Source organism: Martelella mediterranea DSM 17316 (assembly GCF_002043005.1).
In the GTDB taxonomy this organism is placed as follows: domain Bacteria; phylum Pseudomonadota; class Alphaproteobacteria; order Rhizobiales; family Rhizobiaceae; genus Martelella; species Martelella mediterranea.
This window is the reverse complement of the sequence record NZ_CP020330.1, coordinates 1,545,448-1,571,706: the sequence shown is the minus strand read 5'-3', so window position 1 is coordinate 1,571,706 and position 26,259 is coordinate 1,545,448. Positions and strand designations below refer to the sequence as shown.

At 62.9% G+C, this 26,259-nt stretch carries 26 protein-coding genes; 15 read left to right on the top strand and 11 right to left on the bottom strand.

Annotation, left to right across the window (positions count from 1 at the left end):
- Positions 1-207: 207 nt before the first annotated feature.
- Positions 208-849: a histidine phosphotransferase ChpT gene (chpT, locus tag Mame_RS07245; RefSeq protein WP_033410243.1), complete on the bottom strand. Its 642-nt coding sequence runs from the start codon at positions 847-849 to the stop codon at positions 208-210.
- A 234-nt stretch (positions 850-1,083) separates the two neighbouring features.
- Here chpT and Mame_RS07240 point away from each other — a divergent pair, with 234 nt between their 5' ends.
- Entirely contained in the window at positions 1,084-1,686 is a 603-nt protein-coding gene (locus Mame_RS07240; protein WP_018065055.1) for a DUF1134 domain-containing protein, read from the top strand.
- 13 nt (positions 1,687-1,699) lie between these two features.
- A complete protein-coding gene (locus tag Mame_RS07235; RefSeq protein WP_018065054.1) occupies positions 1,700-1,966 on the top strand; it encodes a hypothetical protein in 267 nt (88 codons plus the stop codon).
- Positions 1,967-1,975: 9 nt separating this feature from the next.
- On the opposite strand, the gene Mame_RS07230 is transcribed toward Mame_RS07235, so the two are convergent.
- A complete protein-coding gene (locus tag Mame_RS07230; RefSeq protein WP_235726819.1) occupies positions 1,976-2,824 on the bottom strand; it encodes a TrmH family RNA methyltransferase in 849 nt (282 codons plus the stop codon).
- On the bottom strand, positions 2,802-3,191 hold the full coding sequence (locus Mame_RS07225) for a hypothetical protein (protein WP_018065052.1): 390 nt from the start codon (positions 3,189-3,191) through the stop codon (positions 2,802-2,804). Before Mame_RS07225 ends, Mame_RS07230 begins: the two co-directional genes overlap by 23 nt.
- A gap of 61 nt (positions 3,192-3,252) precedes the next feature.
- Here Mame_RS07225 and Mame_RS07220 point away from each other — a divergent pair, with 61 nt between their 5' ends.
- Positions 3,253-4,278 carry an RluA family pseudouridine synthase gene (locus tag Mame_RS07220; protein ID WP_026173519.1) on the top strand — a complete coding sequence of 342 codons (1,026 nt, stop codon included), beginning with the start codon at positions 3,253-3,255 and terminating at the stop codon, positions 4,276-4,278.
- Between the two features lie 182 nt (positions 4,279-4,460).
- Positions 4,461-5,378 (top strand): RNA polymerase sigma factor RpoH, encoded by a 918-nt coding sequence (gene rpoH / locus Mame_RS07215; RefSeq protein ID WP_018065050.1) that lies wholly within the window; start codon positions 4,461-4,463, stop codon positions 5,376-5,378.
- Between the two features lie 125 nt (positions 5,379-5,503).
- Here the strand turns inward: rpoH and Mame_RS07210 are convergent, their stop codons facing one another.
- Genes Mame_RS07210 through Mame_RS07200 form a run of 3 tightly spaced genes read right to left on the bottom strand, consistent with a single transcriptional unit; the run spans position 5,504 to position 9,284 of the window.
- Positions 5,504-6,097, bottom strand: coding sequence for a SagB/ThcOx family dehydrogenase (locus Mame_RS07210; protein WP_018065049.1), 594 nt, complete (start codon positions 6,095-6,097; stop codon positions 5,504-5,506).
- A gap of 52 nt (positions 6,098-6,149) precedes the next feature.
- Complete coding sequence (locus Mame_RS07205) at positions 6,150-7,934, bottom strand: hypothetical protein (RefSeq protein WP_018065048.1); 1,785 nt, start codon at positions 7,932-7,934, stop codon at positions 6,150-6,152.
- Between the two features lie 51 nt (positions 7,935-7,985).
- Complete coding sequence (locus tag Mame_RS07200) at positions 7,986-9,284, bottom strand: adenylosuccinate synthase (protein WP_026173518.1); 1,299 nt, start codon at positions 9,282-9,284, stop codon at positions 7,986-7,988.
- Between the two features lie 163 nt (positions 9,285-9,447).
- Between Mame_RS07200 and Mame_RS07195 the strand changes: the two genes are divergently transcribed.
- The gene (locus Mame_RS07195; protein ID WP_018065046.1) at positions 9,448-10,359 is read left to right on the top strand and encodes a DMT family transporter; all 912 of its coding nucleotides are present in this window, start codon (positions 9,448-9,450) and stop codon (positions 10,357-10,359) included.
- Positions 10,360-10,481: 122 nt separating this feature from the next.
- Positions 10,482-11,282 (top strand): creatininase family protein, encoded by an 801-nt coding sequence (locus tag Mame_RS07190; protein WP_018065045.1) that lies wholly within the window; start codon positions 10,482-10,484, stop codon positions 11,280-11,282.
- A 309-nt stretch (positions 11,283-11,591) separates the two neighbouring features.
- On the opposite strand, the gene Mame_RS07185 is transcribed toward Mame_RS07190, so the two are convergent.
- Positions 11,592-12,530: a LysR family transcriptional regulator gene (locus Mame_RS07185; protein WP_018065044.1), complete on the bottom strand. Its 939-nt coding sequence runs from the start codon at positions 12,528-12,530 to the stop codon at positions 11,592-11,594.
- 177 nt (positions 12,531-12,707) lie between these two features.
- Here Mame_RS07185 and Mame_RS07180 point away from each other — a divergent pair, with 177 nt between their 5' ends.
- The 7 genes from Mame_RS07180 to Mame_RS07150 all read left to right on the top strand — a co-directional run bounded on the left by Mame_RS07180 (position 12,708) and on the right by Mame_RS07150 (position 20,637).
- The gene (locus tag Mame_RS07180; protein ID WP_026173517.1) at positions 12,708-13,718 is read left to right on the top strand and encodes an ABC transporter substrate-binding protein; all 1,011 of its coding nucleotides are present in this window, start codon (positions 12,708-12,710) and stop codon (positions 13,716-13,718) included.
- Positions 13,719-13,784: 66 nt separating this feature from the next.
- Positions 13,785-14,591 carry an ABC transporter ATP-binding protein gene (locus tag Mame_RS07175; protein ID WP_018065042.1) on the top strand — a complete coding sequence of 269 codons (807 nt, stop codon included), beginning with the start codon at positions 13,785-13,787 and terminating at the stop codon, positions 14,589-14,591.
- Positions 14,591-15,430, top strand: coding sequence for an ABC transporter permease (locus tag Mame_RS07170; protein ID WP_018065041.1), 840 nt, complete (start codon positions 14,591-14,593; stop codon positions 15,428-15,430). Before Mame_RS07175 ends, Mame_RS07170 begins: the two co-directional genes overlap by 1 nt.
- On the top strand, positions 15,430-16,740 hold the full coding sequence (locus tag Mame_RS07165; protein WP_018065040.1) for a cytosine deaminase: 1,311 nt from the start codon (positions 15,430-15,432) through the stop codon (positions 16,738-16,740). The genes Mame_RS07170 and Mame_RS07165 overlap by 1 nt, the downstream gene beginning before the upstream one ends.
- Positions 16,741-16,742: 2 nt before the next feature.
- Complete coding sequence (locus tag Mame_RS07160) at positions 16,743-18,152, top strand: FAD-binding oxidoreductase (RefSeq protein WP_018065039.1); 1,410 nt, start codon at positions 16,743-16,745, stop codon at positions 18,150-18,152.
- A 1-nt stretch (position 18,153) separates the two neighbouring features.
- The gene (locus Mame_RS07155) at positions 18,154-18,735 is read left to right on the top strand and encodes an NAD(P)H-dependent oxidoreductase (protein ID WP_018065038.1); all 582 of its coding nucleotides are present in this window, start codon (positions 18,154-18,156) and stop codon (positions 18,733-18,735) included.
- A 186-nt stretch (positions 18,736-18,921) separates the two neighbouring features.
- The gene (locus Mame_RS07150; RefSeq protein WP_018065037.1) at positions 18,922-20,637 is read left to right on the top strand and encodes a GH32 C-terminal domain-containing protein; all 1,716 of its coding nucleotides are present in this window, start codon (positions 18,922-18,924) and stop codon (positions 20,635-20,637) included.
- On the opposite strand, the gene Mame_RS07145 is transcribed toward Mame_RS07150, so the two are convergent.
- From Mame_RS07145 to Mame_RS07130, 4 genes are all read right to left on the bottom strand, one after another.
- A complete protein-coding gene (locus Mame_RS07145) occupies positions 20,638-21,435 on the bottom strand; it encodes an ABC transporter ATP-binding protein (RefSeq protein ID WP_018065036.1) in 798 nt (265 codons plus the stop codon).
- On the bottom strand, positions 21,435-22,373 hold the full coding sequence (locus Mame_RS07140; protein WP_018065035.1) for an ABC transporter permease: 939 nt from the start codon (positions 22,371-22,373) through the stop codon (positions 21,435-21,437). The genes Mame_RS07145 and Mame_RS07140 overlap by 1 nt, the downstream gene beginning before the upstream one ends.
- Positions 22,374-22,375: 2 nt before the next feature.
- On the bottom strand, positions 22,376-23,350 hold the full coding sequence (locus Mame_RS07135) for an ABC transporter substrate-binding protein (RefSeq protein ID WP_018065034.1): 975 nt from the start codon (positions 23,348-23,350) through the stop codon (positions 22,376-22,378).
- A 171-nt stretch (positions 23,351-23,521) separates the two neighbouring features.
- Positions 23,522-23,893 carry a DsrE family protein gene (locus tag Mame_RS07130; RefSeq protein ID WP_018065033.1) on the bottom strand — a complete coding sequence of 124 codons (372 nt, stop codon included), beginning with the start codon at positions 23,891-23,893 and terminating at the stop codon, positions 23,522-23,524.
- A 100-nt stretch (positions 23,894-23,993) separates the two neighbouring features.
- On the opposite strand from Mame_RS07130, the gene ung reads away from it, so the two are divergent.
- Positions 23,994-24,689 (top strand): uracil-DNA glycosylase, encoded by a 696-nt coding sequence (gene ung, locus Mame_RS07125; RefSeq protein WP_018065032.1) that lies wholly within the window; start codon positions 23,994-23,996, stop codon positions 24,687-24,689.
- A gap of 89 nt (positions 24,690-24,778) precedes the next feature.
- Positions 24,779-26,206, top strand: a complete 1,428-nt coding sequence (locus Mame_RS07120) for an aldehyde dehydrogenase family protein (RefSeq protein ID WP_018065031.1) — start codon at positions 24,779-24,781, stop codon at positions 26,204-26,206.
- Positions 26,207-26,259: the final 53 nt, after the last annotated feature.

The window sequence follows — 26,259 nt, the reverse complement described above, 5'->3', positions numbered from 1 at the left end:
GGGGGAAATTGCGGATATCTCACGGCTGGGCTCTCCCTCAGAAACTGACGGGAAATTTGCAGTTCAGACTTCGCAGAAACGGCTCGGGCGGGAAATTGTTTCCCGGGAGCCGACCTGCGAGCGATTCAATGCCGAAAGAATAGCCGTAAAGCTTGGCAAAAATGGGATAGCGCCTGCTGCGCTGCAAAAGAAAGCGGGAATCAGCGCTCAGGCCGCGGGCTTGGCCTCGAACACGACCTCGCCATCATTGACCACGAATTCGATGGCCATGCCGGACTCCTCCGCCAGCAGCGCGGTGTAATAGGGCTGCACATTATGCGAGGTGATCGGATCGTCCATGACCCCGCCATAAATGCGGGCGAAATCGGCCGGCATCTGCACATAATTGCCGCGGGTGCGGATGATGAAGGCGAAGATATCGCCCGCGGCATCGAGACCGACATCGATGGTGCCGCCGCGCGGAATAGTGGACTGGGCGACCAGGAACAGGTTCAAAAGCAGCTTGACCCGGTTCTTCGGCGCATTGATCCGCGGCCCGCTCCAGTTGAGCGTCACCCGCTTGCCGAGCCCGATCAGATCACGCGCCGCCGTCTCCGCCTCGCCGGTATCGAGCGGCGTATCCAGCGTGCCGGAGGCGCCGAAGGCGATGCGGGCGAACTTCAGATGGATGGTGGCCGAAAGCGTGCTCTGGCGGATGAGCTGGAGCGCGTCCTCGTCCATACCGCCCTCGTCCAGCAGTTCCAGCCCGTTTCCGGCGGCCCCGATCGGATTGACGACATCGTGGCAGATGCGGCTCGCAAGCAGGGCCGCAAGATCTGCGCCGCTCAGGGTCAGGTTCGGGTTCTTCATCGCGTCCACCATCCTTCGGATCAGGCCGCCATCGGCCGCCACTGTCTTTTGCTGGTATCGCCGCGCCGTGGCAAGCGATAATCGCTTTCGGGCAAAATCCTCGCATTTGGTAAATCCATTGTTAAGGGGTATGGCCCACAATGCCTGCCAAAAGTCCGCTGTCCGCCAGATCGCTGCCGCAAGATTTGGCGGCATTTGCGGGCCAGACCAAAAAGCAACAGGAATGGAACCGCCATGTTTGCCAGAAACGCCGTAAGGTTCATCAAGGCACTTGTCTTCGCCCTCTGGATGGTGGCCTTCGCCATCGTTCCGGCCGGCGCGCAACAGCAGACCCAGCAGCAAGCGCAGCAATCCGGCACATTCTCGCCCGATGAGATTGTCGACGCCGGCAATACCTTCTTCGGCGAAGCCAGCTCGGGCCTCGCCCAGACGCTGCAGAACGCGTTTTCCAAATACGGCCTGCCCAATGGCTATATTCTCGGGGCGGAAGGTTCCGGCGCCTTCATCGCCGGCCTGACCTATGGCGAGGGCACGCTCAACACCAAGAATGTCGGCTCCCACAAGGTGTTCTGGCAGGGCCCGTCGCTCGGCATCGATTATGGCGGCGACGGCTCGCGGGTGATGATGCTGGTCTACAACCTGCCATCGGTGCCCGACCTCTACCACCGCTATGGCGGCGTTTCGGGCTCGGCCTATATCGTCGCCGGCTTTTCGATGCAGGTCTACAAATACCGTGATGTCATCCTGGTTCCGGTGCGCTCGGGCATCGGCGCGCGTCTCGGCGTCAATGTCGGTTATCTGAAGCTGACCGAGCGGCCGACCTGGAACCCCTTCTGAGTGGAGCGCGGGATTGGGCGACCTGAAAACAGACATCGAAGCCCGCTATACGGCGATCTGCAGCCAGGTGGATGAAGCCACCGGCTCGGATCGCGAGGACGAGGCCCTGCGCGCGGCCTTTGCCGAGCTTGCCGCGTTGATGATCGCCTATCGCTATCGCGAGGGCGGCGAGGGCGCGCGCGATGCGCTGGCGGCGGCGCTTTCGCGCGATCAAGGCCGCAGCGCGCACCGGATCAGCCTTGCCGAACGCGCCCGCGCCCTGCTTGCCGAAACGCGGTAGATCGACGCTTTAGCCGATGCGGCCTTTCGCAAGCGCAAGCTGATAAAGCGCGATCGCGGCCGCATTGCCGACATTGAGGCTGTCGAGCCCCGGTGCCTGCGGGATGCGCACGGTTCGAAACGCCTCCATGATATCGACCGGCAGCCCCTCGCCTTCCGTTCCCAGCACGAGCGCCACCCGCCGTCCCGGCACAAGATGATGCACGGCCTCGCCGCCGGCGGGCGAGAGGGCGACGACATCGAAGCCGGCGCGGGCCAGCGCGGACAGGATTTCCGGCCCCTTGCCGTTTCGGGTCCACGGCATCTTCAGCACGGAGCCGACCGAAACGCGCAGCGCCTTGCGATAAAGCGGGTCACAACTGGTCTCGTCGAGCAACACCGCATCGGCGCCGAGCGCGGTCGCGTTGCGGAAGATCGCGCCGGCATTGTCGTGATTGGAAAGACCAATGCAGACGACCACCAGCGCGTCTTCGGGAAGTGCGGCGATCAGCTCTTCCGCCATGGGACGACCGGCAATGCGGCCCAGCGCCAGAACTCCGCGATGCATGTCGAAACCGGCGATTGCGTTCATCACCGCAGCATTGCAGGTGAAAACCGGCACATCCTCCGGATAGCTTTCCAGAATGCCTGCAATTCCCGCCAGCCGGTTTTCCAGCACGAGGATGCGATCGGCTTCGAACCTCGCGGCATCCGCCTCGGCCAGCACCCGCAGCACCACCGTGCCTTCGGCGATGAACAGGCCCTGCCGCCCGACCAGATCCTTTTCCCGGATCGCGCGGAACGGCGCGACCCGCTTGTCGTCCGGATCGGTGATTGCGATTGCCGGTGCGGCCATCTCAGTCGAAGCGGATTTCGACATCGGCGGCCATGCGGCCGGTGTGGAGGTCGAAGAGATAGAGCGTCTGCTCGCCGTTTTCCTTGATGCCGTAGATCAGCGCCTGGCCGTCGCCATAGCTGATATCGGCAATCTCGAAGCCGCGCGGCAGGTTGGCCGTCAGCGCCCTTGGCGCATCCGCGGGCACGATCGCGCCGCCGCGCTCGGCGACCGACGCCTCATCCGGACGGCTCATGACCTTGTACAGGATCGCGCCGAACACCGCCATCAGCGAGACGATCATGATCAACGCGGAGACGACCTGCAAGCGCAGCATCCGCCGCCGCACCAGCTCGACCGCGGGGTCGAGCGGCTTGTCTTCTTCTTCGTCTTCAATGCGGTGTTGCGACATTGTCCATTGCTCCGGGGGCCGGTTTCGCTTAACAAGCGCGAACCGCACTTGCAAAGTTCAGATGACAGACGACCCGTTTAAACAAACCCAGGCCGATAGAAAAGACTTTCTCGTCCCCGAGGGCACGAAAGAGCGTCTGGACGCTTTCATAGCGCGCGAGATGGGCGACGGCGTGTCGCGCACCCGCGTGAAGGCGCTGATCAATGCCGGCGCGGTATCGATCGACGGCAAGCCGGCGACCGAGCCGAGCCGCAAGGTCAAAGGTGGCGAGGCCATCAGCCTGATCATGCCCGAGGCGGAAGATGCCGAGCCGGAGGGCGAGGACATTCCGCTCGAAATCCTGCATGAGGACGGCGACATCATCGTCATCAACAAGCAGGCGGGCCTCGTGGTGCATCCGGGCGCCGGCAACTGGACCGGAACGCTGGTCAACGCGCTGATCCATCATTGCGGCGACACGCTTTCGGGCATTGGCGGGGTGAAGCGCCCCGGCATCGTCCACCGCCTCGACAAGGACACCACCGGCGTGATGGTGGTCGCCAAGAACGACGCCGCTCATCAGTCGCTTGCCGCACAGTTCGCCGATCACGGCCGCACGGGGCCGCTTCAGCGCGCCTACAAGGCGCTGATCTGGGGCCGGCCGAAAATGCTGCACGGTACGATCGACGCGCCGCTCGGGCGCGCGCCAGACCGCATTCGCCGCGCCGTTAAACGGGCAGACAGCGCCGATGCCGATTTCGCCATCACCCATTACACGGTCGAGCGCCGTTTCGGCGAAAAGCCGGACGGTAGCGCGCTGGCAAGCCTTGTCGAATGCCGGCTGGAGACGGGCCGCACCCACCAGATCCGCGTCCACATGGCGCATATCGGCCACCCGCTGATCGGCGACAACATGTATGGCGGTGGCTTCAAGACCAAGGTCAATTTGCTGGAGGAGCCCGCCGCCTCGCTGGTGCGCGGCTTCCCCCGTCAGGCGCTCCATGCCGCCCTGCTCGTGATCGAACACCCGTCGACCGGCGAAGAGATGCGCTTCGAAGCGCCCCTGCCCGCCGATATGGCAGCGCTTTGCGCTGCATTCGAGGGCTGAGCGGTCAATCCGATCAAAAACATTCCAGTCAATGGAAAGTTTTTGATCCAGATCCCTTGAAAGCCCTCCCTGCCATACTTAAATCGGGTTTTCCCTCCAGAAAATCGATGGTCGGATTGCGGGTTTTGTCCCGTTGATCGCCGCTGATTTGATGAGGATTGCAACACCAAGGGGGTGAAAGCATGGCCAATACGCTTCCCAGCATCCGTGCCGGAGAAAACGGTCTCAACCGTTATCTCGAAGAAATCCGCAAATTCCCCATGCTCGAGCCGCAGCAGGAATACATGCTTGCCAAGCGGTATCAGGAGCATGACGACCGCAATGCGGCCCATCAGCTTGTCACCAGCCATCTGCGTCTCGTCGCCAAGATCGCGATGGGCTATCGCGGTTATGGCCTTCCCATCGGCGAGGTGGTTTCCGAAGGCAATGTCGGCCTGATGCAGGCCGTCAAGAAATTCGACCCCGAACGGGGTTTCCGTCTGGCCACCTACGCCATGTGGTGGATCAAGGCCTCGATCCAGGAATATATCCTGCGTTCATGGTCGCTCGTAAAAATGGGCACCACCGCCAACCAGAAGCGGCTGTTCTTCAACCTGCGCCGCCTCAAGGGTAAGATCCAGGCGATCGAGGATGGCGACCTCAAGCCCGAACAGGTCACCGAAATCGCGACCAAGCTGAATGTCAGCGAGGAAGAAGTGATCTCGATGAACCGCAGGCTTTCCGGCGATGCCTCTCTGAACGCGCCGATCCGCGCCACCGAGGGTGAATCCGGGCAGTGGCAGGACTGGCTCGTCGATGACCATGACAGCCAGGAAGAGATGCTCGTCAATCAGGACGAACTCGAAAACCGCCGCGACATGCTGTCGTCCGCGATGGACGTGCTGAACGACCGCGAAAAGCGCATCTTCGTGGCCCGTCGCCTGTCTGAAGACCCGGAAACGCTGGAATCGCTCTCCGGCGAATTCAACATCTCGCGCGAACGCGTGCGCCAGATCGAGGTCCGCGCCTTCGAAAAGGTGCAGGACGCCGTGCAGAAGCAGGTCACCGCCAACGCCAAGGCGGTCCGAGCCGTGCGCGAGGGCGCAGACGATTCGGAATAGCGGCACCGCCGCGTTCCTGAGCGGCCAAGCCGCCTGGGAACAGGACGTTTGGAAATCATAACGCCCTCATGCATCATCGCATGAGGGCGTTATGCGTTGTGTGAAGACGATGTCGACGCGCTTCCTCAGCGCTCCGGGACCGGGGCACCGAGGCACATCAACGCGAGCGGCGCGAGGGGTGGCTCCAGCCCGAGAACACTGGCTGTGGCTTCATCACTGAAACCACCAACCAGAACGCTTCCCAGCCCCTCCGCCACCGCCATGAGCTGGATATTTTGCGCCGCCGCGCCCGCCTCCAGAACGATGTAGCGCTCGCCGCGCGCGCCATAGGGCTGCTGTTCAACGAATGCCCGCACCGGCGTCAGCATGTCAGCGCATATGGCAATAATGCACGCCGCGTTCGCAATCCATTCCGGGTTACCAATGGCCGCCTTGCAGAGAGCCGGGCGCAAATCGGCATGATTGATGTTCCTCAGGTCCAGCCCGCCCGGTACAGCGGTATACAATCCGCTCTCAAGGCCGACGACCCTGCCTGCCATGACAAACAGGCGGAGCGGGTAGAGCGCGTGGGCGGATGGAACGGTCCTTCCGTCATCCTCTCCCGACTTGCCCTGGCCCGCCCACAGGATTTTTTCCAGCGAGCGAAGCGGTATCGCATGCTTCGCGAACGCGCGGACAGAGCGACGCCGGGTGAGCGCGTGAGCAAGAGTTATATCCATCTGTCCAGCCTCGCTTCACCTCGGCAAACGTGCAGACTTTATTGGAAAGCCCTCAATTGTCGCCGATATCGCCCAGCGCCTGCCATTCCTGGACGGCGCGGTCGAAGATTGCCATGCCGGTCGTGCCCTTTTCCAGCGTCAGCAGCGCGCGGCGGCCATTGCGATAGGTGATCGGTATATCGATCCAGTTGCGCTCGGCTAGCAGCGCCAGGTTCTGGCCGCGCGCCTGATCGAAATCATTGAGCGCAAGCATATAGAGATCGTCTGTGATCTTGGCCGAGACCGCGATCAGCGGATCGCCCCGGGCGGCTTCGGTGTTCTTGAGCGATATCCGCTGGACATTGTCGACCGCGCCGCCCTGGAAATTATCGCCGAGCGTGAAGGCAATATCGATGAGATGGCTTGCCGGCAGCGAGGAATCGTCATTGCGGCGGAAGGTGATCACGCCGGACAGCCCGGCCTCGGGCACGTTCATGACGCCCTCGATCACCGGTTCGGACACTGCCGTGCCGGTGTTCTCCTGCTTCAGTTCCCAAGTCACCGTGCCCTGATAGGCCGACGGCACCGACTGGCCAAGCTGCTCCTCGTAAAGGAACATCTTCTGCGCGGAGCCGACCGGCGGCGCGGGCGCGGCCGCTTCCTGTGTTGTCCCCGAGGTCGCCGGCGCGCCGGAAGTCTGGTTGGCGACGGTGCGGGCCGGTCCGGCGCTGGCGCCGGCGGCGGGCAGGCCTTCCTCGACTTCTGTTCCATCCGGCAGCAGCCGCTGGGTGAATTGCTTTTCGCCCGCCGCTTCGCCCTCGTCCGTAGCGTCATCAGCCGGCGCTTGCGCTGTTTCCGTCTCCGGTTCTGTCGCCGGCGGCGTCTCGGGCTCTGCCGGCGTTTCGGCAGCCTGCTCCTGTCCCGGGTCAACCAGCGCCGTCACCGTGTCGCGGCCCTGCCAAGCGAAATAGCCGCCGACCGCGACTACCGCCAGAATGACAATGGCGGCAACCGCAATGACAATACGCTTCGCCCCGCCGCGTCCTGTCTCGTCGCCATCGCGACCGTAACCGGAGGACCGCTCATCATCATCGTAACCCGGTTCATCGGGTTCAAGCCCCAGCAGACTGTCCACATGGGCCCAGTCCTTCTCGGAAACAGGCCGTCCGCCCGCGGGAACGGCCGGCTCGGTTGGCACGGCGGCCGGCGCTGCCTCGTAGCGCCAATCGTCAGCGGCGCGGCGCTCGTCTTCATCCGGCTCGACCACGACCGATCCGGCATCGCTTTCCTCATCATCCTCCGGCGTGTCGAAGGAATAGGACTCCTCGGGATCGGGTTCGCGCTCGTAGACGACCCTGTCGGGCCTGTTGACCGCCTCGAACGTGGCGCCTTGCAGGAAGCCCGCGGGCTGGCGCGGTTGCACAGGTTCAGGCTCGGGCTCGGGCTCGGGCTCGGGCTCGGGCTCGAAATGATGCTCAGGTTCCGACGTGACTTCGTCTACCGGCGGCTCTTCATACAGCTCTTCGTCGCGGTAAGGTTCCTCGTCCCGATAAGGCTCCTCCACCGGCGGTTCCGGCGCAACATCGTCCTCGGCCGGAGCCTCATCGGTGAACCTGTCCTCGACAATCTCCTCATCGGGAGGCAGGGCGACGGCGAAATCGCTCTCGACCTCGGCGATCGCGGCATCGATCTTGTCGATCTGCCGCTTGATCATCGCTTCCGGCGGCGGGGGGTTCATGTTTTCCATCTGCCGGATGACAGCAGAGCGCGCCTTTTCATAGACGCGGGCGCGCAATTCCGGAGATTGTTCCGGAAGGCCTTCGACCGCGCGCCGAATGACTGCTGTGAAATCCGCCATGAATCACCCCTATTGTGCGGGACAGTGCCGCGACAATACTACGATTTTTTCTTAATCTTCAAATGGATCGGTCACGAGAATGGTATCATCGCGCTCAGGACTTGTGGATAAAAGCGCAACGGGAGCCCCGATCAGCTCCTCAACCTGGCGTACATATTTGATCGCCTGCGCCGGCAGGTCCGCCCATTTGCGCGCGCCGACGGTTGATTCCTTCCAGCCTTCCAGCGTGACATAGACCGGCTTGACCCGCGCCTGCGCGCCCTGGCTCGCCGGCAGCGCCTCGATCCGCTCGCCATCGAGTTCATAGGCGACGCAGATCTTCAACTCGTCCAACCCGTCCAGCACGTCTAGCTTGGTCAGCGCGATGCCGGTGATGCCGTTGGTGGCGACGGCCTGGCGCACCAGCACGGCATCAAACCAGCCGCAGCGGCGCTTGCGCCCGGTCACCGTGCCGAATTCATGGCCGCGCTCGCCGAGGAAATTGCCGATCTCGTCATTGAGTTCCGTCGGGAACGGCCCTTCGCCGACGCGCGTGGTATAGGCCTTGGTGATGCCGAGAATATAGCCGAGCGAGCCCGGCCCCATGCCGGAGCCGGCCGCAGCCTGCCCCGCGACCGTGTTCGACGAGGTCACGAAGGGGTAGGTGCCGTGGTCGATATCGAGCAGCGTGCCCTGCGCGCCCTCGAACAGGATGCGCTGGCCGGCGCGGCGCTTCTTGTCGAGCAGCAGCCACACGGTTTCGCGGTAAGGCAGGACCTGATCGGCGACCGAGGTGAGCTCCTCCATGATCGCATCATGGGAAATCTCGGGCGCGCCGAAGCCGCGGCGCAGCGCATTGTGATGGGTCAGCAGCCGGTCGACCTTGGCCGGCAGGCTCTCCAGATTGGCAAGGTCCATCAGCCGGATCGCGCGGCGGCCGACCTTGTCCTCATAGGCCGGACCAATGCCGCGCCGCGTGGTGCCGATCTTGGTGCCGGAATTGGTGGCCGCGTCCTCGCGCATACCGTCAAGCTCGCGGTGGAGCGAGAGGATCAGCGTCGCATTGTCGGCGATGCGGAGATTTTCAGGCGAGATCTTCACCCCTTGCGCTTCCAGCCGGCCGATCTCGGCGATCAGCGCATGCGGGTCGACGACGACGCCGTTGCCGATGACGGCAAGCTTGCCCTCGCGCACCACGCCCGACGGCAGCAGCGACAGTTTGTAGCTCACGCCGTCGATCACCAGCGTGTGGCCGGCATTGTGACCGCCCTGATAGCGCACCACGATATCGGCGCGCTCGGAAAGCCAGTCAACGATCTTGCCCTTGCCCTCGTCGCCCCATTGCGAGCCGACCACTACAACATTTGTCATATCACCTACCTGGAAGTCCTAAGTCACGGTTAAGCCGCAGCATCTATAACCATCTCGCTGTCATATTGCGATCCCCCACGCCCGCAAGCGCAAAATTTTCTCGTGACAGCGCCATGGCTGACGGACTATTCCGGTCTTACCCTCGAATGGATCGGCGAATGACATGAAATCAGGCGCGCACGCCAGCGAATGGCAGGCCTATCTGCTTCTCACCATCACGGCATTTCTTTGGGGCGGAAACATGACCGCGGGCAAGCTGGCGGTCGGTCACGTCTCACCCATGGTTCTCAATTCCCTGCGCTGGACCATGGCGGCGATCGTTCTCGGCCTGTTTTCGCTGCCGCAGATCCGCCGGGACTGGCCGGTGGTCAGGCGTAACTGGCCGGCAATCCTCGCCTTCGGCGCGGTCGGCTATACGGCCTATAACGCCTTTCTCTATTCCGGGCTCCAGCTCACCTCGGCGATCAACGTGTCGATGATCCAGGCGAGCCTGCCGTTTTGCATCCTCGCCATCAATTTCGCGCTGTTTCGCACCCGTTCGACCGTGCTGCAGATGACCGGTTTTCTGGTCACGCTGGCGGGCGTTGCCACCGTCGTTTCCCAGGGCGAGATGCGCAAGCTGTTGCATCTCGATCTCAATCTCGGTGATCTGCTGGCGCTCGCCGCGGCGCTCAGCTATTCCGGCTACACCGTGGCGCTGCGCTGGAAGCCGCCGCTCGACTGGCGGGTGATGGTGATCTCGTTCTGCTGCGGAGCGGTGATCGCCTCGATACCTTTGGTGGCAGCCGAAATCGCCTTGGGCTCCGCGATCTGGCCGCATGATGCCATCGGCTTCGGCGTGGTGCTTTATGCAGGCCTGTTTCCCTCGCTTGTCTCCCAGGCCTTTTTCATCCGCGGCGTCGACGTGATCGGCCCCAATCGCGCCGGCATCTTCATCAACCTGATCCCGGTGTTCGGCACGATCATCGCCGTGCTGGTGCTCGACGAGCAGCTTTCGGGATTCCACGCGATCGCCCTTGTGCTCGTCGTCGGCGGGATCGCGCTCGCCCAGTGGGGCAAACCGAAGCCGGCCTGAGACCGCGCGCAAAAAGAGAGCGGCCGGAACGCAAAACGATGCTTTTGCCGATCACGCCCTTTGCCTAAACCTGTCTGAGACGCCGCAACGAAAAGCGGCGGGGAACATCAGACAGGTGAGACATGGCCAAGCGCTTTTACTGGAATGAACTGACGAGCCCGGAATTTTCAGCACTTGATGCCGAAAAGACGATCGCGATCCTGCCGATCGCCTCCACCGAGCAGCACGGCCCTCATCTGCCGGTCGCGACCGATGTGGCGATCGCGCGCGGCATGCTGGACACGCTTCAGGACATGATCTCCGACGATCTCGACGTTCTGGTGCTGCCGGTTCAGGAAATCGGCAAGGCCAACGAACATGTCTACGGCCCCGGCACGCTGTCCTTCGGCGCCGATATCCTGATCCCGGCCTGGACCGCGATCGGCGAGAAGGTGGCCGAGGCCGGTCTCAGGAAGATGATCATCGTCAACAGCCATGGCGGCAATCTCGACATCATGCACATCGTGGCGCGCGAAATGCGGGTGCGGTTTGCGATGGCGGTGGTTTCCACCCAGTGGGGCCGGTTCGGCCATCCCGAGGGCATGATCAGCGACGAGGAGCGCACCTATGGCATCCATGCCGGCGAGGTCGAAACCTCGCTGATGCTGCATTTCCGCCCGGAACTCGTGAAGATGGAGCACGCGGAAAACTTCGTCTCGCTCGCCAAATGGCAGAAGGAAAACACCCGCCACCTGCAGCCGATCCCGCCCAACTCGCTCGCCTGGATCGCCCACGACCTCAACCCCAAGGGCGCGGTCGGCAACGCCGCCGCCGGCACCGCCGAAAAGGGCGAGGCGATCGCCCGGCATCAGATCGCGGGCTTTATCGAGCTGATCGAGGATTTGAAGGGTTATCCGCTGGAGAAGCTGTATACGCCCGGGTGAAGATGAAAGTGCCGATGCTTTGAGTTTCTGAATTGAATTTTGGAAGCCGAACCGGTCGCCACAAACGCGGCTTTCCATCTACGAAAAGCCTCTCAACCATGATCTCCCCCCTTGAGGGGGAGATGTCGCGAAAGCGACAGAGAGGGGTAAAGGGCGTAAGCCCTAAAAGCAGCAGACTCCGCATTTTTGGAGAGGGTTCACCCCTCTCTGCCCCTGTCGGGGCATCTCCCCCTCAAGGAGGGAGATTGTGGGCTGTGATGCCTCGAACCCACAATACCGCACGGATGATACTGGCCGGCAGCCAGAAAACTACACCGTCTCCGGCAAATGCCGGCGCTCCTGCAGCGTCGCGATCATCGCCGCCAGTTCGCGCAGCAGATAGTCCACAAAAAGACTGGTGGCGGCGTCGAGGGGCGCGCGGGCGCGGGCGAAGAGCTTCATCGGCTGGTGACGCACATGCGGGTCGGCGACCGGGCGGAACACCAGCTCGCCCCGGCTGCAATCGTCATAAACATCGAGCGGGTTGAGGAAGGTCAAGCCCGTGCCGCGCTTGACCAGTTGTTTCAGCATTTCCGACGCATTGGTCTCCACCACCGGCTCGATCGGCAGCGGCAGCGGCGACAGCATGAGATTGATGACATTGCGCAGGCTGGTGCCCGTCTGCGCCAGCACCAGCGGCTCCTGCACGACATCGGCGACATTGACGCGCTCCTGTTCGCCAAGCGGATGGCCGGGCGGCAGCACCGCGCCGATCGGCACATCGAAGGTGGCGACGGTGCGGATGCCGGGCGTCGGCGGAATGTTGAAGCCGAGCCCGAGATCGACATCGCCGGTGACCACCGAGGCAATGGTGGTATCGCCGATATCGGAGCGCAGGTGAATGCGGATGCGCGGGTTTTCCGCCACGAAGCGGGCGATGATCTCCGGCAGCGGCCCGGCCGCAAGCCCGACGGTGGTGACCAGCGTAACCTTGCCGGCCTGCGGCATTTTCAGCGCCCTTATGCGCGCCTCCAGCCGGTCATAGCTTTTCAGCACCTCGCGGATATGCTCGACGCACATCTCGCCGGCCGCCGTCAGCCGCAGGCCGCGCGGCAGCCGCTCGAACAGCGGCGCGCCAAGCTCCTCCTCCAGCGCCAGGATCTGCCGGTTGACCGCCGACGATGCCACATTCAACCTCTGGGCGGCCTTTCTGATCGATCCGCAACGGGCGATTTCATCGATATATTGCAGTTTGCGGGAGTGCAGCATCGGGGTAAACTCGACTGGAGTGACCAATTTTTACGCAGTGCGGCTACAATTATATCATTCGCGAGCCTTGTGCAAAAAAGGCATCGATGCGCACGAAAATTGATACTTCTCAAACAGCGGTTAAGCCGCTCAAATGCCAATCATAAGGCTTCAGCAAAACGCGAAGGGGAACGAGAAATGTCACTTCAATCCAGCATGACCGGGCTTGCGGCTCTCACCGGGCTGACGCTTGCCGCCGCAGCGCCGGCGCTTGCGCTCGACGAGGTTTCCTACGGCACCAACTGGCTGGCCCAGGCCGAGCATGGCGGCTTCTACCAGGCCGTTGCCGACGGCACCTACGAGAAATACGGGCTCGACGTCACCATCGTGCAGGGCGGCCCGCAGGCGGCCAACCGCGCACTGCTGATCGCCGGCAAGGTCGATTTCTACATGGGCTCGCCGCAGGGCGAATTCGACGCCGTGGTCGAGGACATTCCGCTGATCGATGTCGCGGCGATCTTCCAGAAGGACCCGCAGATCCTGATGGCGCATCCCGATCAGGGCATCGAGGAATTCGCCGATCTCGCAAAACTGCCGACGATTTTCATGGGCAAGGACGGGTTCCTGTCCTATTTCCAGTGGATGAAGGCCAATTTCGACGGCTTCAGCGACGAGCAGTACAAGCCCTACACCTTCAACCCGGCCCCGTTCATCGCCGATCCGCAATCCGCCCAGCAGGGATATCTGACATCGGAGCCCTATTCGGTGGAAAAGGAAGCCGGTTGGACGCCGAAGGTCTTCCTGCTCGCCGACAGCGGCTACTCGCCCTATTCGACGATGATCACCGCCCAGCAGAAGATGGTCGACGAGAACCCCGACCTCGTGCAGCGCTTCGTCGATGCCTCGATCGAAGGCTGGTACAATTACCTCTACGGCGACAACACGGCCGCCAACGATCTGATCAAGAAAGACAATCCGGAAATGACGGATGAGCAGATCGCTTTCTCCATCGACAAAATGAAGGAATACGGCATCGTCGTCTCCGGCGAGGCCGAGGAAGGCGGCATCGGCTGCATGACCGATGAACACTTCAAGACCTTCTTCGACGACATGGTCGATATCGGGCTCTATGAAGCCGACCTCGACTACACCAAGGCCTATACGACCCAGTTCGTCTGCAAGGGCGTCGGCAAGGACCTGATGAAGTAATCCGATCGCATCTCTCGCCCCGCCTCCGCGCGGGGCGCGGCCCGTTTACGCATACAGGAAAACCGCATGGCGCCCGCCGAGGCACTCACACAAAAGCCGCTGGTGAAGCTTGAGCATGTCACCAAGATCTTCTCCAACGGCACGATCGCGCTCAAGGATATGAGTCTCACCGTCTGTCAGGGCCAGTTCGTGAGCCTGCTCGGACCTTCGGGCTGCGGCAAGTCGACGGCGCTGAGGATCATGGCCTCGCTCGGCGACGTCACGCGAGGGACGATCGACTGGCCGACCTCGCGCATCTCCGCCAAGGGCAAGCCGGAAGGCGATATCAGCTTCGTGTTTCAGGAACCGACGCTGATGCCGTGGGCGACCGTGTTCGACAACGTCTTCCTGCCGCTGAAGCTGCGCGGCAAATCGAAGGCGGGCGTGCGCGACGAGATCATGGCGGCGCTCGCCACCGTCGGGCTTCAGGATTTCCCGAACGCCTATCCGCGCGAACTTTCCGGCGGCATGAAGATGCGGGTCTCGATTGCCCGTGCGCTGGTGACCAAGCCGAAACTGCTTTTGATGGACGAACCGTTCGCGGCGCTGGACGAGATCACCCGGCAGAAGCTCAACGACGATGTGCTGCGGCTCTGGCACGCGACCGGCATCACCGTGATCTTCGTGACCCATTCCGTATTCGAATCCGCCTATCTTTCCAACCGCATCGTGGTGATGCGCGCGCGCCCCGGACAGGTGTTCGACGATTTCCCGCTCGACACCAGCCAGGAGCGCGATGAGAGCTATCGCACATCGGAGGAATACAGGCTCGCCTGCGAAAAGGTCTCGCGTTCGCTTCAGGGCGCCATTCAGGCAGCGGGAGGCGAGCACTGATGAGCAACGAAAACACGGAACAGACCTACGCCCGCCCCGGCTTCTTCGCCCGCAATGGCGAGACCATTCTCAGGATCGTTATCCCGATCGCGGTGATCGTGCTGCTGATCGCGATCTGGCAGGCGATCGTGATCATCTACCAGACCCCGCATTATATCCTGCCCGGCCCGGCGTTGGTGGCGGAAGCCTTCTTCGAGGACTGGGGCACGCTTGCGCCTGCCTTGTGGGTCACCACCAAGATCACCTTCATCTCGCTAGGGCTCGCGCTGGTCGGCGGCGTCGGGCTTGCCGTGGTCATGGTGCAGTCGCGCTGGATCGAGACCGCACTCTACCCGATCACAGTGATCCTGCAGGTGACGCCGATCGTCGCGATCGCGCCGCTGATCCTCATCTACACGCCGACAACACAGGTAGCGCTGCTGATCTGCGCCTTTCTGGTGGCCTTCTTCCCGATCCTCTCCAACATGGCGCAGGGGCTGAAAAGCGTCGACCACAATCTGCTCAACCTGTTCGAACTCTACGGCGCCTCGCGCTGGCAGACGCTGATCCACCTGAAACTGCCGGCCTCGCTGCCCTATTTCATGACCGGGCTTCGGATCGGCGGCGGACTGGCGCTGATTGCGGCGGTGGTTGCCGAGTTCGCGGCGGGCTCCGCCGGGGCCGGCTCCGGCCTTGCTTTCCGACTGCTGGAATCGCAGTACCGCCTCAACATACCGCGCCTGTTCGCAGCCCTGTTCATGCTCGCCTGCCTCGGCGTCGCGATCTTCGCGCTGACATCCTTCATCGCCTGGCTGTTCCTGCACCGCTGGCATGAAAGCAGCCTGAAGAGGGAAAACTGATGTCCGGCTTTTTGACGCTTCCGGAAGCCCCGGCCTTCGTTCTCGCAAACGCCACCCTCCCCGCCATCAGCCTCGCCAAAGCGACGGGTTTTGATGCGCGCGAGGGGCTGGTCACCGCCGATATCACCATCGAAAACGGCAGGATCGGCGCGATCACCGCGCCCGGCGCGGCACCCGCCGCCCTGCCCGCCGCCGACCTTCGGGGCGGCATGGTCTGGCCGATCTTCACCGACATGCACACCCATATCGACAAAGGCCATATCTGGGAGCGCCGCCGCAATCCCGACGGCACCTTCATGGGCGCGCTCGAAAACGTCCGCGCCGATCGGGAGGCCAACTGGTCGGCGGACGATATCGCCGCCCGGATGGAGTTCTCGCTGAAATGCGCCTATGCCCACGGCACCGGCCTGCTGCGCACCCATATCGACAGCCTGCCGCCGCAGCACGAGATTTCCTTCGAGGTGTTTTCCGATATCCGCGAGAAATGGGCGGATCGGATCGAGCTTCAGGCCGTGGCGCTGTTTGCGATCGACATGATTTTCGAGCCGTTCTTTGATGATCTGGTGGCCCTGCTGAAACGCCGCAACGGCCTGATCGGCGGCGTCACCCAGATGCTGCCCGATCTCGACGCAAGGCTCGACCGGTTGTTTCAAGCGGCAGGCGAGGCCGGGCTCGATATCGACCTCCATGTCGACGAGACCGAGGACCGCGAGGTGCTGACGCTTGGCCGCATCGCCGAGGCCAAGCTTCGCAATAAATTCGAAGGCGCGGTCACCGTCGGCCATTGCTGTTCGCTCGCCAGACAGGATGAGGACACGGCGCGGCGCACCATCGAGCGCGTGGCCGAGGCCGAAATCGCGGTCGTCTCGCTGCCGATGTGCAACATGTATCTTCAGGACCGCCATCAAGGCGTGACTCCGCGCTGGCGCGGCGTCACTCTGTTCAAGGAACTGACGGCCGCCGGCATCAAGACCGCCGTCGCCTCCGACAATACCCGCGACCCGTTCTATGCTTACGGCGACCTCGACCCCGTCGAGGTGATCCGCGAGGCGGTGCGCATTCTCCAGCTCGACCATCCGCTGGATGACACGCCGCGCATCATCACCCGCACCCCCGCCGAAATCCTCGGCCGGGCGGAGCGCGGCGTGATTGCAAAGGGCGGGCCCGCCAATCTGGTGCTTTTCAGCGCGCGGCGCTGGAGCGAGTTTCTTTCCCGTCCGCAGGCTGACCGCATCGTGATGCGGAATGGCATGGGCATCGACCGCAGCCTGCCGGATTATCGCGAACTTGACCCGCTGATGGATAAGTGAACATGCCGGACTATCAACAGATCAAGGCCGAACTCGAGGGCATCGCCATCGAGGACAACCCCAACCTCGTCTCCCGCAAGAGCCGGGATTTCTACTGGTATTCGCCGATCCTCAAGGCCCAGCTCGAAAACGTCACCGGCGACCTGATCGTCTCGCCCGCAAGCGAGGAAGAGGTGATCAAGGTGCTGAAGGTCGCCTTCCGCCATGATGTGCCGGTCACGGCGCGCGGCGGCGGCACCGGCAATTACGGCCAGTGCATGCCGCTGTCGGGCGGCATCGTGCTGGACATGACGAAAATGAACCGGATCAAGGAAATCCATCCCGGCCGCGTCATCACCGAACCCGGCATCATCTGCGCCCAGCTCGACCGCGAGCTGAAGGAGAAATCCGGCCAGGAACTGCGCTTCCACCCCTCCACCACCGGCCAGGCCACCCTTGGCGGCTTCATCGCCGGCGGTTCCGGCGGCGTCGGCTCGGTCCATTGGGGCGGGCTGCGCGACCTCGGCAATGTGCTGCGTCTCAGGATCGTCACGCTGGAGGAAGAACCGCGCGTGATGGAACTGACGGCGCGCGATCTCCTGAAAGTCTCCCACGCCTACGGCACCAACGGCATCATCACCGAGGTCGAGATGCCGCTGGCGCCCGCCTATGACTGGGTGGACGTGATCGTCGGCCATGAGAGCTTCATGGACGCCGTGCGGTTTTCCGACCGGCTGGCGAAATCCTCCGGGATTCTGGTCAAGGAAATCGCTCCGATCGCAGCCCCCGTCCCTTACGAATATTTCACCCGCCACAAGCCGTGGCTGAAGGAGGGCGAGGCCGTCACCGTGGTCATGGTAGCGCCCCATGCGCTCGCGCCCTTCGAGGCGCTGGTGAAGCTGATGAAGGGCGAAATCCGCTTCCGTTCCGATGAAGTGGAGAGCCTGCGCGGCATTCCGCGCGCCTATGAGCTTGGCTGGAACCACACCACGCTGCGCGCGCTGAAGATGGAGCCCGACGCCTTCACCTATCTGCAGGTGCAGTATCCCGGCCCCGACCATGTCGAGAAGGTGCGCGAGATGACCGAGCTTTTCGGCGACGAGGTGATCGGACATCTGGAATTCCTGCGCTTCGACGGCGCAATCCAATGTTCCGGCCTGCCGCTGGTGCGCTACACCACGCCGGAGCGGCTGGAGGAGATCATCAAGATCCACGAGGCCCATGGCTGCCCGATCTTCAACCCGCACCGCTATACGCTGGAAGAAGGCGGCATGAAGCAGACCGATGAGCTGCAGCTTGCCTTCAAGAAGGAAACCGACCCCAAGGGCCTGATGAACCCCGGCAAGATGATCGCCTGGGAAAATCCGGATTTCGACTTCAAGGCCGGCAAGAACTTCCTGTTCAAGGGGCTCGCCGAAGCGGGAGCGGAATGAGATGCGGGTCCTCGTGCTCTTTTCCCACCCGGTCGAGACCAGCTATGGCGCGGCCCTCCACCGGCAGGTTGTCGAAAGCCTGACCAAGGCCGGGCACGATGTCGATGACTGCGATCTTTACGCCGAAAACTTCCAGCCGGTGCTGACCCGCGAGGAGCGGATCGGCTATCACGATTATCCGGAAAACACCGCGCCGGTCGCCTCCTATGTCGAGCGCCTGCAGAAGGCGGAGGCGCTGGTGATCGTCACGCCGATCTGGAATTTCGGCTATCCGGCGATGCTGAAGGGCTATTTCGACCGCGTCTGGCTGCCGGGCGTCAGCTTCGCTCTGGAGGACGGCAAGCTGAAACCGACGCTGCGCCACATCACCAAGGCGGCCGCCGTCTTCACCTATGGCGCGACGCCGATGCGGGCCTTCCTGGCCGGCAATCCACCGAAGAAGATGATCAAGCGCGTGCTGCGCGCCCAGATCAAGATCGGCGCCCCGGTGCGCTTCATGGCCCATTACGACATGAACAACTGCACCGAGGAAACCCGCGCCCGGTTTCTCGATAAGGTGAAGAGCGAGATGGAGGCTTTCTAGCCCTCACGCTCTTTACATCCCGTCTCAGTGCATTAGGTCTAAAGCTATCCTGCAGCGCTTCGGGCCTGCGGGATAGCGCATGCGTGCAGCCGGTTTTCGTCACGATGCGCATATCTGTCATTCCGGGCTGTTCCGCGCGGCAGAGCGTTGGGTATTCCGGTAGCGCTTGAACGGAGCCGATTGAGCATGCACGAATTGACCACCGCCGACGAAACCCGCCTTCGCAAGCTGCGCGGCAATGTGCCGGTCAATGCCGTGCTTCATGTCTGGTTGAAGGCCGTGCACCCGCATGCGCCAGCAGAATTGCGGCTTTCCCTGAACGACAATGTCTTCGGCAATGTTTACGTGCAGAATTCCGAGGAATACGAATTCCGGATGTTCTTCGTTCCCCATGGCGGTGAACTCGAATGCGCCTATGATCCCGAAACGACCACGATTTCGGTCGCCTACTGGTTCACCGATGCCAAGGTGCTGGAAGAAGGCATCACCGTCTTACGCACCCATGCCGCCAATGCGCCGGCGCCCGCGCCCGGCTCCTATCACTTCCGTCCGCCTTTCGGCTGGATGAACGATCCGAACGGCTTCGGGCGGTTCAACGGCTCGGCGCATCTGTTCTACCAGCATTATTCGCACGGACTGAAATGGAACACGATGCATTGGGGCCATGCGGTCTCGGAGGATTTCCTGCACTGGCGGCATCTGCCGATCTTCCTGTTTCCCTCCGAGGAGCTGACCGCCAAGCCGGACAAGCGCGGCGGCGCCTTCTCCGGCTCCGCCATTCCGCTGGAAAACTCCGCCGGCGTCCGCGTGTTCTTCACCGAAAGCGTTATCGAGCGCGATCCCGAGCGCGAAATCCAGATGGTGGCGACCTCGCAATCGCTGATCTTCGCCGGCGCGGCCAAGCCGCTGATCGACAAACGGCCCGAGCTTGAGGGCCTGACCCTCGATTTCCGCGATCCTTACGTCTTCCGCGGGCCGGACGGCTACTGGAAGATGCTGCTCGGCAGCCGCAAGGGCGAGGAAGGCGTCGTCCTGCTCTACCAGACCGCCGACGTGACGGCGGCCGGCGGCTGGGAATTCGTCTCGGTGCTGCATTCGGAGGGCCGGTTCAACACGCAGGTGATCGAATGTCCCTGCCTGCTGCCGCTTGACGGTCCGGCGGGCGATCCTTCCACCCATTGGGTGCTGATCTGCGGCCTGATGCACAGCCATCACGAGGAAACCGGCCGCAAAAACCTGACCACAGCGACCGTCGGCAAATTCGACGGGACGACATTCACGCCGCATTTCGAGCAGGAACTCGATTTCGTCACCGACAATTACGCCTTCCAGGCCTTTCTCGACCAGGGCACGCCTGTGGGCATCGGCTGGCTCGCAAACTGGGCCGATGCCGCCCCCGAAATCGATTTCCCGACCGCAATGACGCTGCCGCGCAACCTCGTCTACGACGCCGCCGACGACACGCTTCTGACGCCGCCGATCGAGGGCGTGGAAAGCCTGCGCGACCATCTGGTTGATGAAACCGCGCTTGCGGCCGGAGAACTGGTGAGCCTCGAAACCGGTCAGGCCGAAATCGTGATCGATCTCGATGGCCCGAGCTTCGAGCTTGATCTCTATCACAACAATATCGAGATCGTGATTACGCTGGATGAGGAAGGCCTGAGCCTGGTCTACCGCGACGATGCCGAAAACCCGACGCCGCGCTATATCGCGCCCGGCGCGAAGCCGAGCCATATCCGGGTGTTCCTCGATATCGGTTCGGTCGAAGTTTTTGCCGATAATGGCCGCTGGACCGGCACCAAGCGCATCGCCGGCTTCGATCCGATCCATTCCATGCGGCTCCGCCACGGCGACGTCCGGTCGGCGAAGGTCTGGGCGCTGTCGCTTTATAGCGGCGGCTGATCAGGTCAGCATCAACTGATCGTCGTCGATCTCGGTACCGGCCGCGCGGCCAAATCGCTCTAGCAGGTCCGAGACCTTCAGCTTCGAGCGCTCCTCGCCGGCAATGTCGAGTACGATCTGGCCGGCATTCATCATCAGGGTGCGGGAGCCATAGGCCAGCGCATCCTTCATCGAATGGGTCACCATCAGCGTCGTCAGCCGGCTTTCGCCGGCGATCTCGGCCGAAAGCGTCAGCACCTTGTGGGCGGCCGAGGGGTCCAGCGCGGCGGTATGTTCGTCGAGAACCAGGATCTTCATCGGCAGCAGCGTCGCCATCAGCAGGCTGACGGCCTGGCGCTGGCCGCCCGACAGCGCGCCGATCGGCGTTGCCATGCGGTGCTCGAGGCCGAGGCCGAGCTTTTCCAGATGTTCGGCGAAAAGCTTCTTCTGGCCGCGTTTGCCAAGCGCCAGGCCCAGACCCCGCTTCTTGCCGCGCGCGGCGGCGAGCGCCAGATTCTCCTCGATCGACAGCGATGAGCAGGTGCCGAGACGCGGCTCCTGAAACACCCGGCCGACAAGGCTTGCGCGCCTGGCTGCCGGCCAGTTGGTAACATCATTGCCTGCGAGATGGATGGAACCGGTATCGGGCTTTGCCGTGCCGACAACGGTCGACAGCAGCGTCGATTTGCCGGCGCCATTGGAGCCGATCACCGTGACGAACTCGCCCTCGGCGATATCGAGCGAGATACCGCGCAGTGCCCGCACTTCAGTCGCGGTTCCGGCATTGAAGGTGATGTGGATGTCGGAAAGTTTCAGCATCAGTCCTGCCCCTCATCCGGTTGCTGCGCGCCGCGCACGAGGCGAAAATTGAACATCGACTTGCGCCCCTTCTTGCCGCGGCTCTGGGACAGCACCACGGCGACAGCGACGACAATGGCGGTGATCAGGTTCAGGTCCTGCGGCTTGATGCCGATGAAGCCCGCCGACAGCGCAAAGGCGATGAACAGGCGGTAGACGACCGCGCCGATGACGCAGCCGAGCGTTGCCAGAAACACGGTGCGACGGCCGAGAATGGCCTCGCCGATGATCAGCGCCGCAAGGCCGGTGACGATGGTGCCGACGCCCATGGTGACGTCCGCCACCCCCTGCATCTGCGCAAACAGCGAGCCCGCGAGCGCGCAGAGCGCATTGGCGATCGACATGCCGAGCAGCGTCATCGCGCCGTTGCGGATGCCCTGGGCTTCCGCCATGGCCGGGTTTTCGCCCGAGGCGCGCAGGCCGAGGCCGATTTCGGTCTTCAGGAACCAGTCGATAATGAATTTGGCGCCGATGGCGATGATCAGCAGCAGGATCGTGTTGCTCCAGAGCCCCGCGCCCACGAGGTCTTCGAAGCGGGAAAAAACCGTGTCCTGGCCATAGACCGGCAGGTTCGGCCGTCCCATGATCCGAAGATTGATCGAAAACAGCGCCACCATCGACAGGATGCCGGCAAGCAGGTTCATGATGCCGAAGCGGACATTCAGGAGACCGGTGACGAAGCCGGCGGCCGCACCCGCCATCAGGCCGAAAAACGTCGCGATGAAGGGATCGATGCCGTGGATGATGGCGGCGGCGGAAACCGCCGCGCCAAGGGGAAAACTCCCATCCACCGTCAGGTCCGGAAAGTCCAGAACGCGGAATGACATGAAGATGCTCAACGCCACGAGGGCGAAGAGCAGGCCGGTCTCAAACGCGCCGGCAAGTGCGAAAAGCGTCATGTTTACTCGATGACCTTCTTGGCGCTGTCAACGACGTCGGCCGGAACCTCGATGCCCATGGCCTTGGCCGCCTTGAGGTTCAGGAACAGGTCCTGATTGCCGGGAACGACGACCGGAATATCGGCGACGGGCGTGCCTTCAAGGATCTGGGCGATCATATCGCCGGTGACCGTGCCCATTTCGGCATAGTTGAAGCCGAGGGCCGCGACCGCGCCGCGCTCGACGGAATCGGTGTCGGTGGTGAAGACGGGCAGCTTGGCGCGCTCGCCAACGGTCACGATCGCTTCCAGAACCGAGATCACCGAATTGTCGGTCGGCAGCAGGATGGCGTCGGCCTTGCCGACGAGGTTGCGGGCCGCATCCGGCACCATGGTGGACTGGGCGGCGGGGCTTTCGACGACGGTCAGGCCGAGTTCGGCGGCGCCAGCCTTGATGTCATCGACCTGCACGACCGAGTTGGCTTCGCCCGGATTGTAGATCACGCCGATGGTCTTGACGTCCGGAACGAGCTTCTGGATCAGCTCCAGCGCCGGCTTCGGCGGCTGCTTGTCGGAGGTGCCGGTGATGTTGGATTCCGGCTTTTCAGGGTTCTCGATCAGGCCGGCGGCGACGGGGTCGGTGACGGCGGCGAAGACGACGGGGGTGTCGCCCATGGAATTCTTCAGCGCCTGGGCCGATGGCGTCGAAATGCCGACCGCGACGTCCGGCGCGATGCCGGCGAATTCATCGGCGATCTGGCTCTGCGTGGTCATGTTGCCCTGGGCGGAGCGAGCGACGACCTTCAGGTTCTCGCCTTCCTTGTAGCCCTTTTCGGCAAGGCTCTCGACAATGCCTTCGCGCACGGCGTCAAGGGCGGGGTGTTCGACGATATAGGTGATGGCGACGGTCTTGGTGTCCTGGGCGACGACCGGTGCGGCAAAGCCGGCAAAAGCGGCGATCGCCGCGGTGGCGAACACCGTTGTCTTGAAGTTGAGCATTTCGAAACCCCCTGTCAGGATTGTTCTTGGCGCGATGTGATCACGCCCGGCAGTTTGGCCTGTGCCAAAGCGCCGGTCAACGCCGGAACGTCGCCGCCCGCGACTTTATTTGCCGGCGCTGGCGGCAGGTCCCCTGTCGCGCAGGCTCGCGTTTGCGGATGCCGCACCCCCTCAGGTGATTTGCAGCGATCCCTCGGCGTTCATCAGAAGATCAATGACGTCGGGCGCGGTGATGATCTCGTAGGCGGGGTCCATCTCTTCCGCGCTCATGCCGTTATGCTTCATGCAGGCGCCACAGATCGCGATCTTGCCGCCGGCCGCGCGGTATTTCTCAAGCAGGTCGGACACCGGCTCGAACGGCGCGCCGATATCGATGCCGTCGGTCGCACCGGGCTTGCCCAGTTCCACGGCCTCGACCATCAGGATGATCGTGGCGCTGTGCCCCTTCTTAAGCGCGTTGAGCGCCATGGTGAAGGCGACGGTCACCTTGTTCGGGTTGGACTTGCCGTCGAATATCGTTGCAACAAAAGCTGTGGTTTGCATGTCGGGGCCTCCTTCTGCCTCTATTGGAATTGGTGAGGCGCCGTTGCTATACAAGTGCGACAATTGTCGCAGGCAGGACACCAACGGGAGATAGCGAAGCATGGGCGAAATCAAACTCGAGCCGGGCTGGAAGGAAAAGCTTCAACCGGAATTCGAAAGCGCCTACATGGCGGGCCTCAGATCCTTTCTTGTCGATGAGAAGAAAAACGGGCAGGTCGTCTTTCCCAAAGGCGAGGAATATTTTCGCGCGCTCGATCTGACCCCGCTCGAGCGGGTGAAGGTCGTCATTCTCGGGCAGGATCCCTATCACGGGCCGGGACAGGCGCACGGGCTCTGCTTTTCAGTGCGTCCGGGCGTGCGCACGCCGCCCTCGCTGGTCAATATCTACAAGGAGCTGGCCGCCGATGTCGGATTTCAGAAGGTCGATCACGGCTTTCTGGAGCATTGGGCGAAGCAGGGCGTATTGCTTTTGAACTCGGTGCTGACCGTGCGCCAGGCCGCCGCCGCCTCCCATCGCGGCAAGGGCTGGGAGGAGTTCACCGACGCCGTGATCCGCGTCGTGAACGACGAGTGCCCGCATGTCGTGTTCATCCTGTGGGGCGCCTATGCCCAGAAGAAGGCGAGCTTTGTCGATAGAAGCCGGCATCTGGTGCTGAAATCCCCGCACCCCTCGCCGCTTTCCGCCCATAACGGCTTTTTCGGCAGCCGCCCGTTTTCCAAGGCCAACCAGTTCCTGCTCGAACAGGGCATCGAGCCGATCGACTGGCAATTGCCGAAAGATCCCGGAGAAAGTTGAGGAGGCGGCGCTTGCCGAGCCGTGACCTTCAACACATTTATGCGCTATAGACGGCGCGATGGCGCAGCACGCAATTTACGGAGATACCGATGTCCCACCACAGAAAATTCTTCATCGACGGCGCCTGGGTCGAACCGGACGGGCGGGAAACGCTCGACGTCATCAATCCGGCGACCGAGGAGGTCGTCACCGCGATCGCGCTCGGACAGGCATCGGATGTCGACAAGGCGGTGGCTGCCGCGCGGCGCGCCTTCGAGAGCTTCTCGCTCACCACGCGCGAGGAGCGCCTGGCGCTTATGGAACGGGTGCTGGAATGCTACCGGGCGCGCGCCGACGATCTGGTCGAGGCTGTCATGAGCGAAATGGGCGCGCCGCTGAAGCTCGCGCGCAGCGCCCAGGTTCCCGTCGGCGCTTCCCATATCAGCAACACCCGCAAGGCGCTGGAGAATTTCGAGTTCTCCGAGGAGCGCAACAAGGGGCTGATCGTGCGTGAGCCGATCGGCGTCTGCGCCCTGATCACGCCGTGGAACTGGCCGCTGAACCAGATCGCGGCCAAGGTCGCCCCGGCGCTCGCCACCGGCTGCACCGTGGTGCTGAAGCCCTCCGAAATCGCGCCGCTCTCGGCCATCATCTTCGCCGAGATCATGGAGGAGGCCGGCGTTCCGCCCGGCGTCTTCAATCTCGTCAACGGCACCGGCCCGGATGTCGGCCAGGTCATGGCCGGCCACAAAGAAGTCGACATGGTCTCCTTCACCGGCTCCACCCGGGCCGGCATCATCGTCGCGAAGACCGCCGCGGACACGGTCAAGCGCGTCTGCCAGGAGCTTGGCGGCAAATCGCCGAACATCGTGCTGGAGGATGCCGATTTCGAAAAGGCGGTGGCCGGCGGCGTGCGCTCCTGCTTCCAGAATTCCGGCCAGTCCTGCGACGCGCCGACGCGCATGCTCGTGCCCGCCGCAAGGCGTGACGAAGCGCTGGAGATTGCCAGAAAGGCGGCGCTCACGCTCAAGGTTGGCGATCCGCGCGCGGAAGACACCGATCTCGGCCCGGTCGTCAGCCGCCAGCAATATGACAAGATCCAGGGGCTTATCGAAACGGCGATATCCGAGGGCGCGACCGTTGCCGTCGGCGGCCCCGGCCGCCCGGATGGCATCAATCACGGCTACTACGTAAAACCCACCGTTTTCGGCCATGTCGACAACGCCATGACGATTGCCCGCGAGGAAGTCTTCGGCCCGGTGCTGTCGGTGCTGTCCTATCAGAGCGAGGAGGAGGCGATCGCGATCGCCAACGACACGCCCTTTGGCCTTGCCGCCTATGTCCAGTCCAGCGATCTCGACCATGCCCGCAAGGTCGCGGCGCGGCTTCGCGCCGGCAATGTCACGATCAACGATCCGGACTGGGACACCGCCATTCCCTTCGGCGGCTATAAGCAATCCGGCAATGGCCGAGAGTTTGCCGACTGGGGCATGGAAGATTTTCTGGAAATCAAGGGGATACGCGGCTACACGGCTTAAAATTCCCCGCGAAACCGCTACATTGGAGCGCGACGCGCATGGCCGTTCGGCGG

Excerpts from the sequence above, each read along its gene's own strand:
- chpT (WP_033410243.1), bottom strand. The coding sequence starts at position 849 with ATGAAGAACCCGAACCTGACCCTGAGCGGCGCAGATCTTGCGGCCCTG.
- Mame_RS07240 (WP_018065055.1), top strand. The coding sequence starts at position 1,084 with ATGTTTGCCAGAAACGCCGTAAGGTTCATCAAGGCACTTGTCTTCGCC.
- Mame_RS07230 (WP_235726819.1), bottom strand. The coding sequence starts at position 2,824 with ATGTCGAAATCCGCTTCGACTGAGATGGCCGCACCGGCAATCGCAATC.
- Mame_RS07225 (WP_018065052.1), bottom strand. The coding sequence starts at position 3,191 with ATGTCGCAACACCGCATTGAAGACGAAGAAGAAGACAAGCCGCTCGAC.
- Mame_RS07220 (WP_026173519.1), top strand. The coding sequence starts at position 3,253 with ATGACAGACGACCCGTTTAAACAAACCCAGGCCGATAGAAAAGACTTT.
- rpoH (WP_018065050.1), top strand. The coding sequence starts at position 4,461 with ATGGCCAATACGCTTCCCAGCATCCGTGCCGGAGAAAACGGTCTCAAC.
- Mame_RS07210 (WP_018065049.1), bottom strand. The coding sequence starts at position 6,097 with ATGGATATAACTCTTGCTCACGCGCTCACCCGGCGTCGCTCTGTCCGC.
- Mame_RS07205 (WP_018065048.1), bottom strand. The coding sequence starts at position 7,934 with ATGGCGGATTTCACAGCAGTCATTCGGCGCGCGGTCGAAGGCCTTCCG.
- Mame_RS07200 (WP_026173518.1), bottom strand. The coding sequence starts at position 9,284 with ATGACAAATGTTGTAGTGGTCGGCTCGCAATGGGGCGACGAGGGCAAG.
- Mame_RS07195 (WP_018065046.1), top strand. The coding sequence starts at position 9,448 with ATGAAATCAGGCGCGCACGCCAGCGAATGGCAGGCCTATCTGCTTCTC.
- Mame_RS07190 (WP_018065045.1), top strand. The coding sequence starts at position 10,482 with ATGGCCAAGCGCTTTTACTGGAATGAACTGACGAGCCCGGAATTTTCA.
- Mame_RS07185 (WP_018065044.1), bottom strand. The coding sequence starts at position 12,530 with ATGCTGCACTCCCGCAAACTGCAATATATCGATGAAATCGCCCGTTGC.
- Mame_RS07180 (WP_026173517.1), top strand. The coding sequence starts at position 12,708 with ATGTCACTTCAATCCAGCATGACCGGGCTTGCGGCTCTCACCGGGCTG.
- Mame_RS07175 (WP_018065042.1), top strand. The coding sequence starts at position 13,785 with ATGGCGCCCGCCGAGGCACTCACACAAAAGCCGCTGGTGAAGCTTGAG.
- Mame_RS07170 (WP_018065041.1), top strand. The coding sequence starts at position 14,591 with ATGAGCAACGAAAACACGGAACAGACCTACGCCCGCCCCGGCTTCTTC.
- Mame_RS07165 (WP_018065040.1), top strand. The coding sequence starts at position 15,430 with ATGTCCGGCTTTTTGACGCTTCCGGAAGCCCCGGCCTTCGTTCTCGCA.
- Mame_RS07160 (WP_018065039.1), top strand. The coding sequence starts at position 16,743 with ATGCCGGACTATCAACAGATCAAGGCCGAACTCGAGGGCATCGCCATC.
- Mame_RS07155 (WP_018065038.1), top strand. The coding sequence starts at position 18,154 with ATGCGGGTCCTCGTGCTCTTTTCCCACCCGGTCGAGACCAGCTATGGC.
- Mame_RS07150 (WP_018065037.1), top strand. The coding sequence starts at position 18,922 with ATGCACGAATTGACCACCGCCGACGAAACCCGCCTTCGCAAGCTGCGC.
- Mame_RS07145 (WP_018065036.1), bottom strand. The coding sequence starts at position 21,435 with ATGCTGAAACTTTCCGACATCCACATCACCTTCAATGCCGGAACCGCG.
- Mame_RS07140 (WP_018065035.1), bottom strand. The coding sequence starts at position 22,373 with ATGACGCTTTTCGCACTTGCCGGCGCGTTTGAGACCGGCCTGCTCTTC.
- Mame_RS07135 (WP_018065034.1), bottom strand. The coding sequence starts at position 23,350 with ATGCTCAACTTCAAGACAACGGTGTTCGCCACCGCGGCGATCGCCGCT.
- Mame_RS07130 (WP_018065033.1), bottom strand. The coding sequence starts at position 23,893 with ATGCAAACCACAGCTTTTGTTGCAACGATATTCGACGGCAAGTCCAAC.
- ung (WP_018065032.1), top strand. The coding sequence starts at position 23,994 with ATGGGCGAAATCAAACTCGAGCCGGGCTGGAAGGAAAAGCTTCAACCG.
- Mame_RS07120 (WP_018065031.1), top strand. The coding sequence starts at position 24,779 with ATGTCCCACCACAGAAAATTCTTCATCGACGGCGCCTGGGTCGAACCG.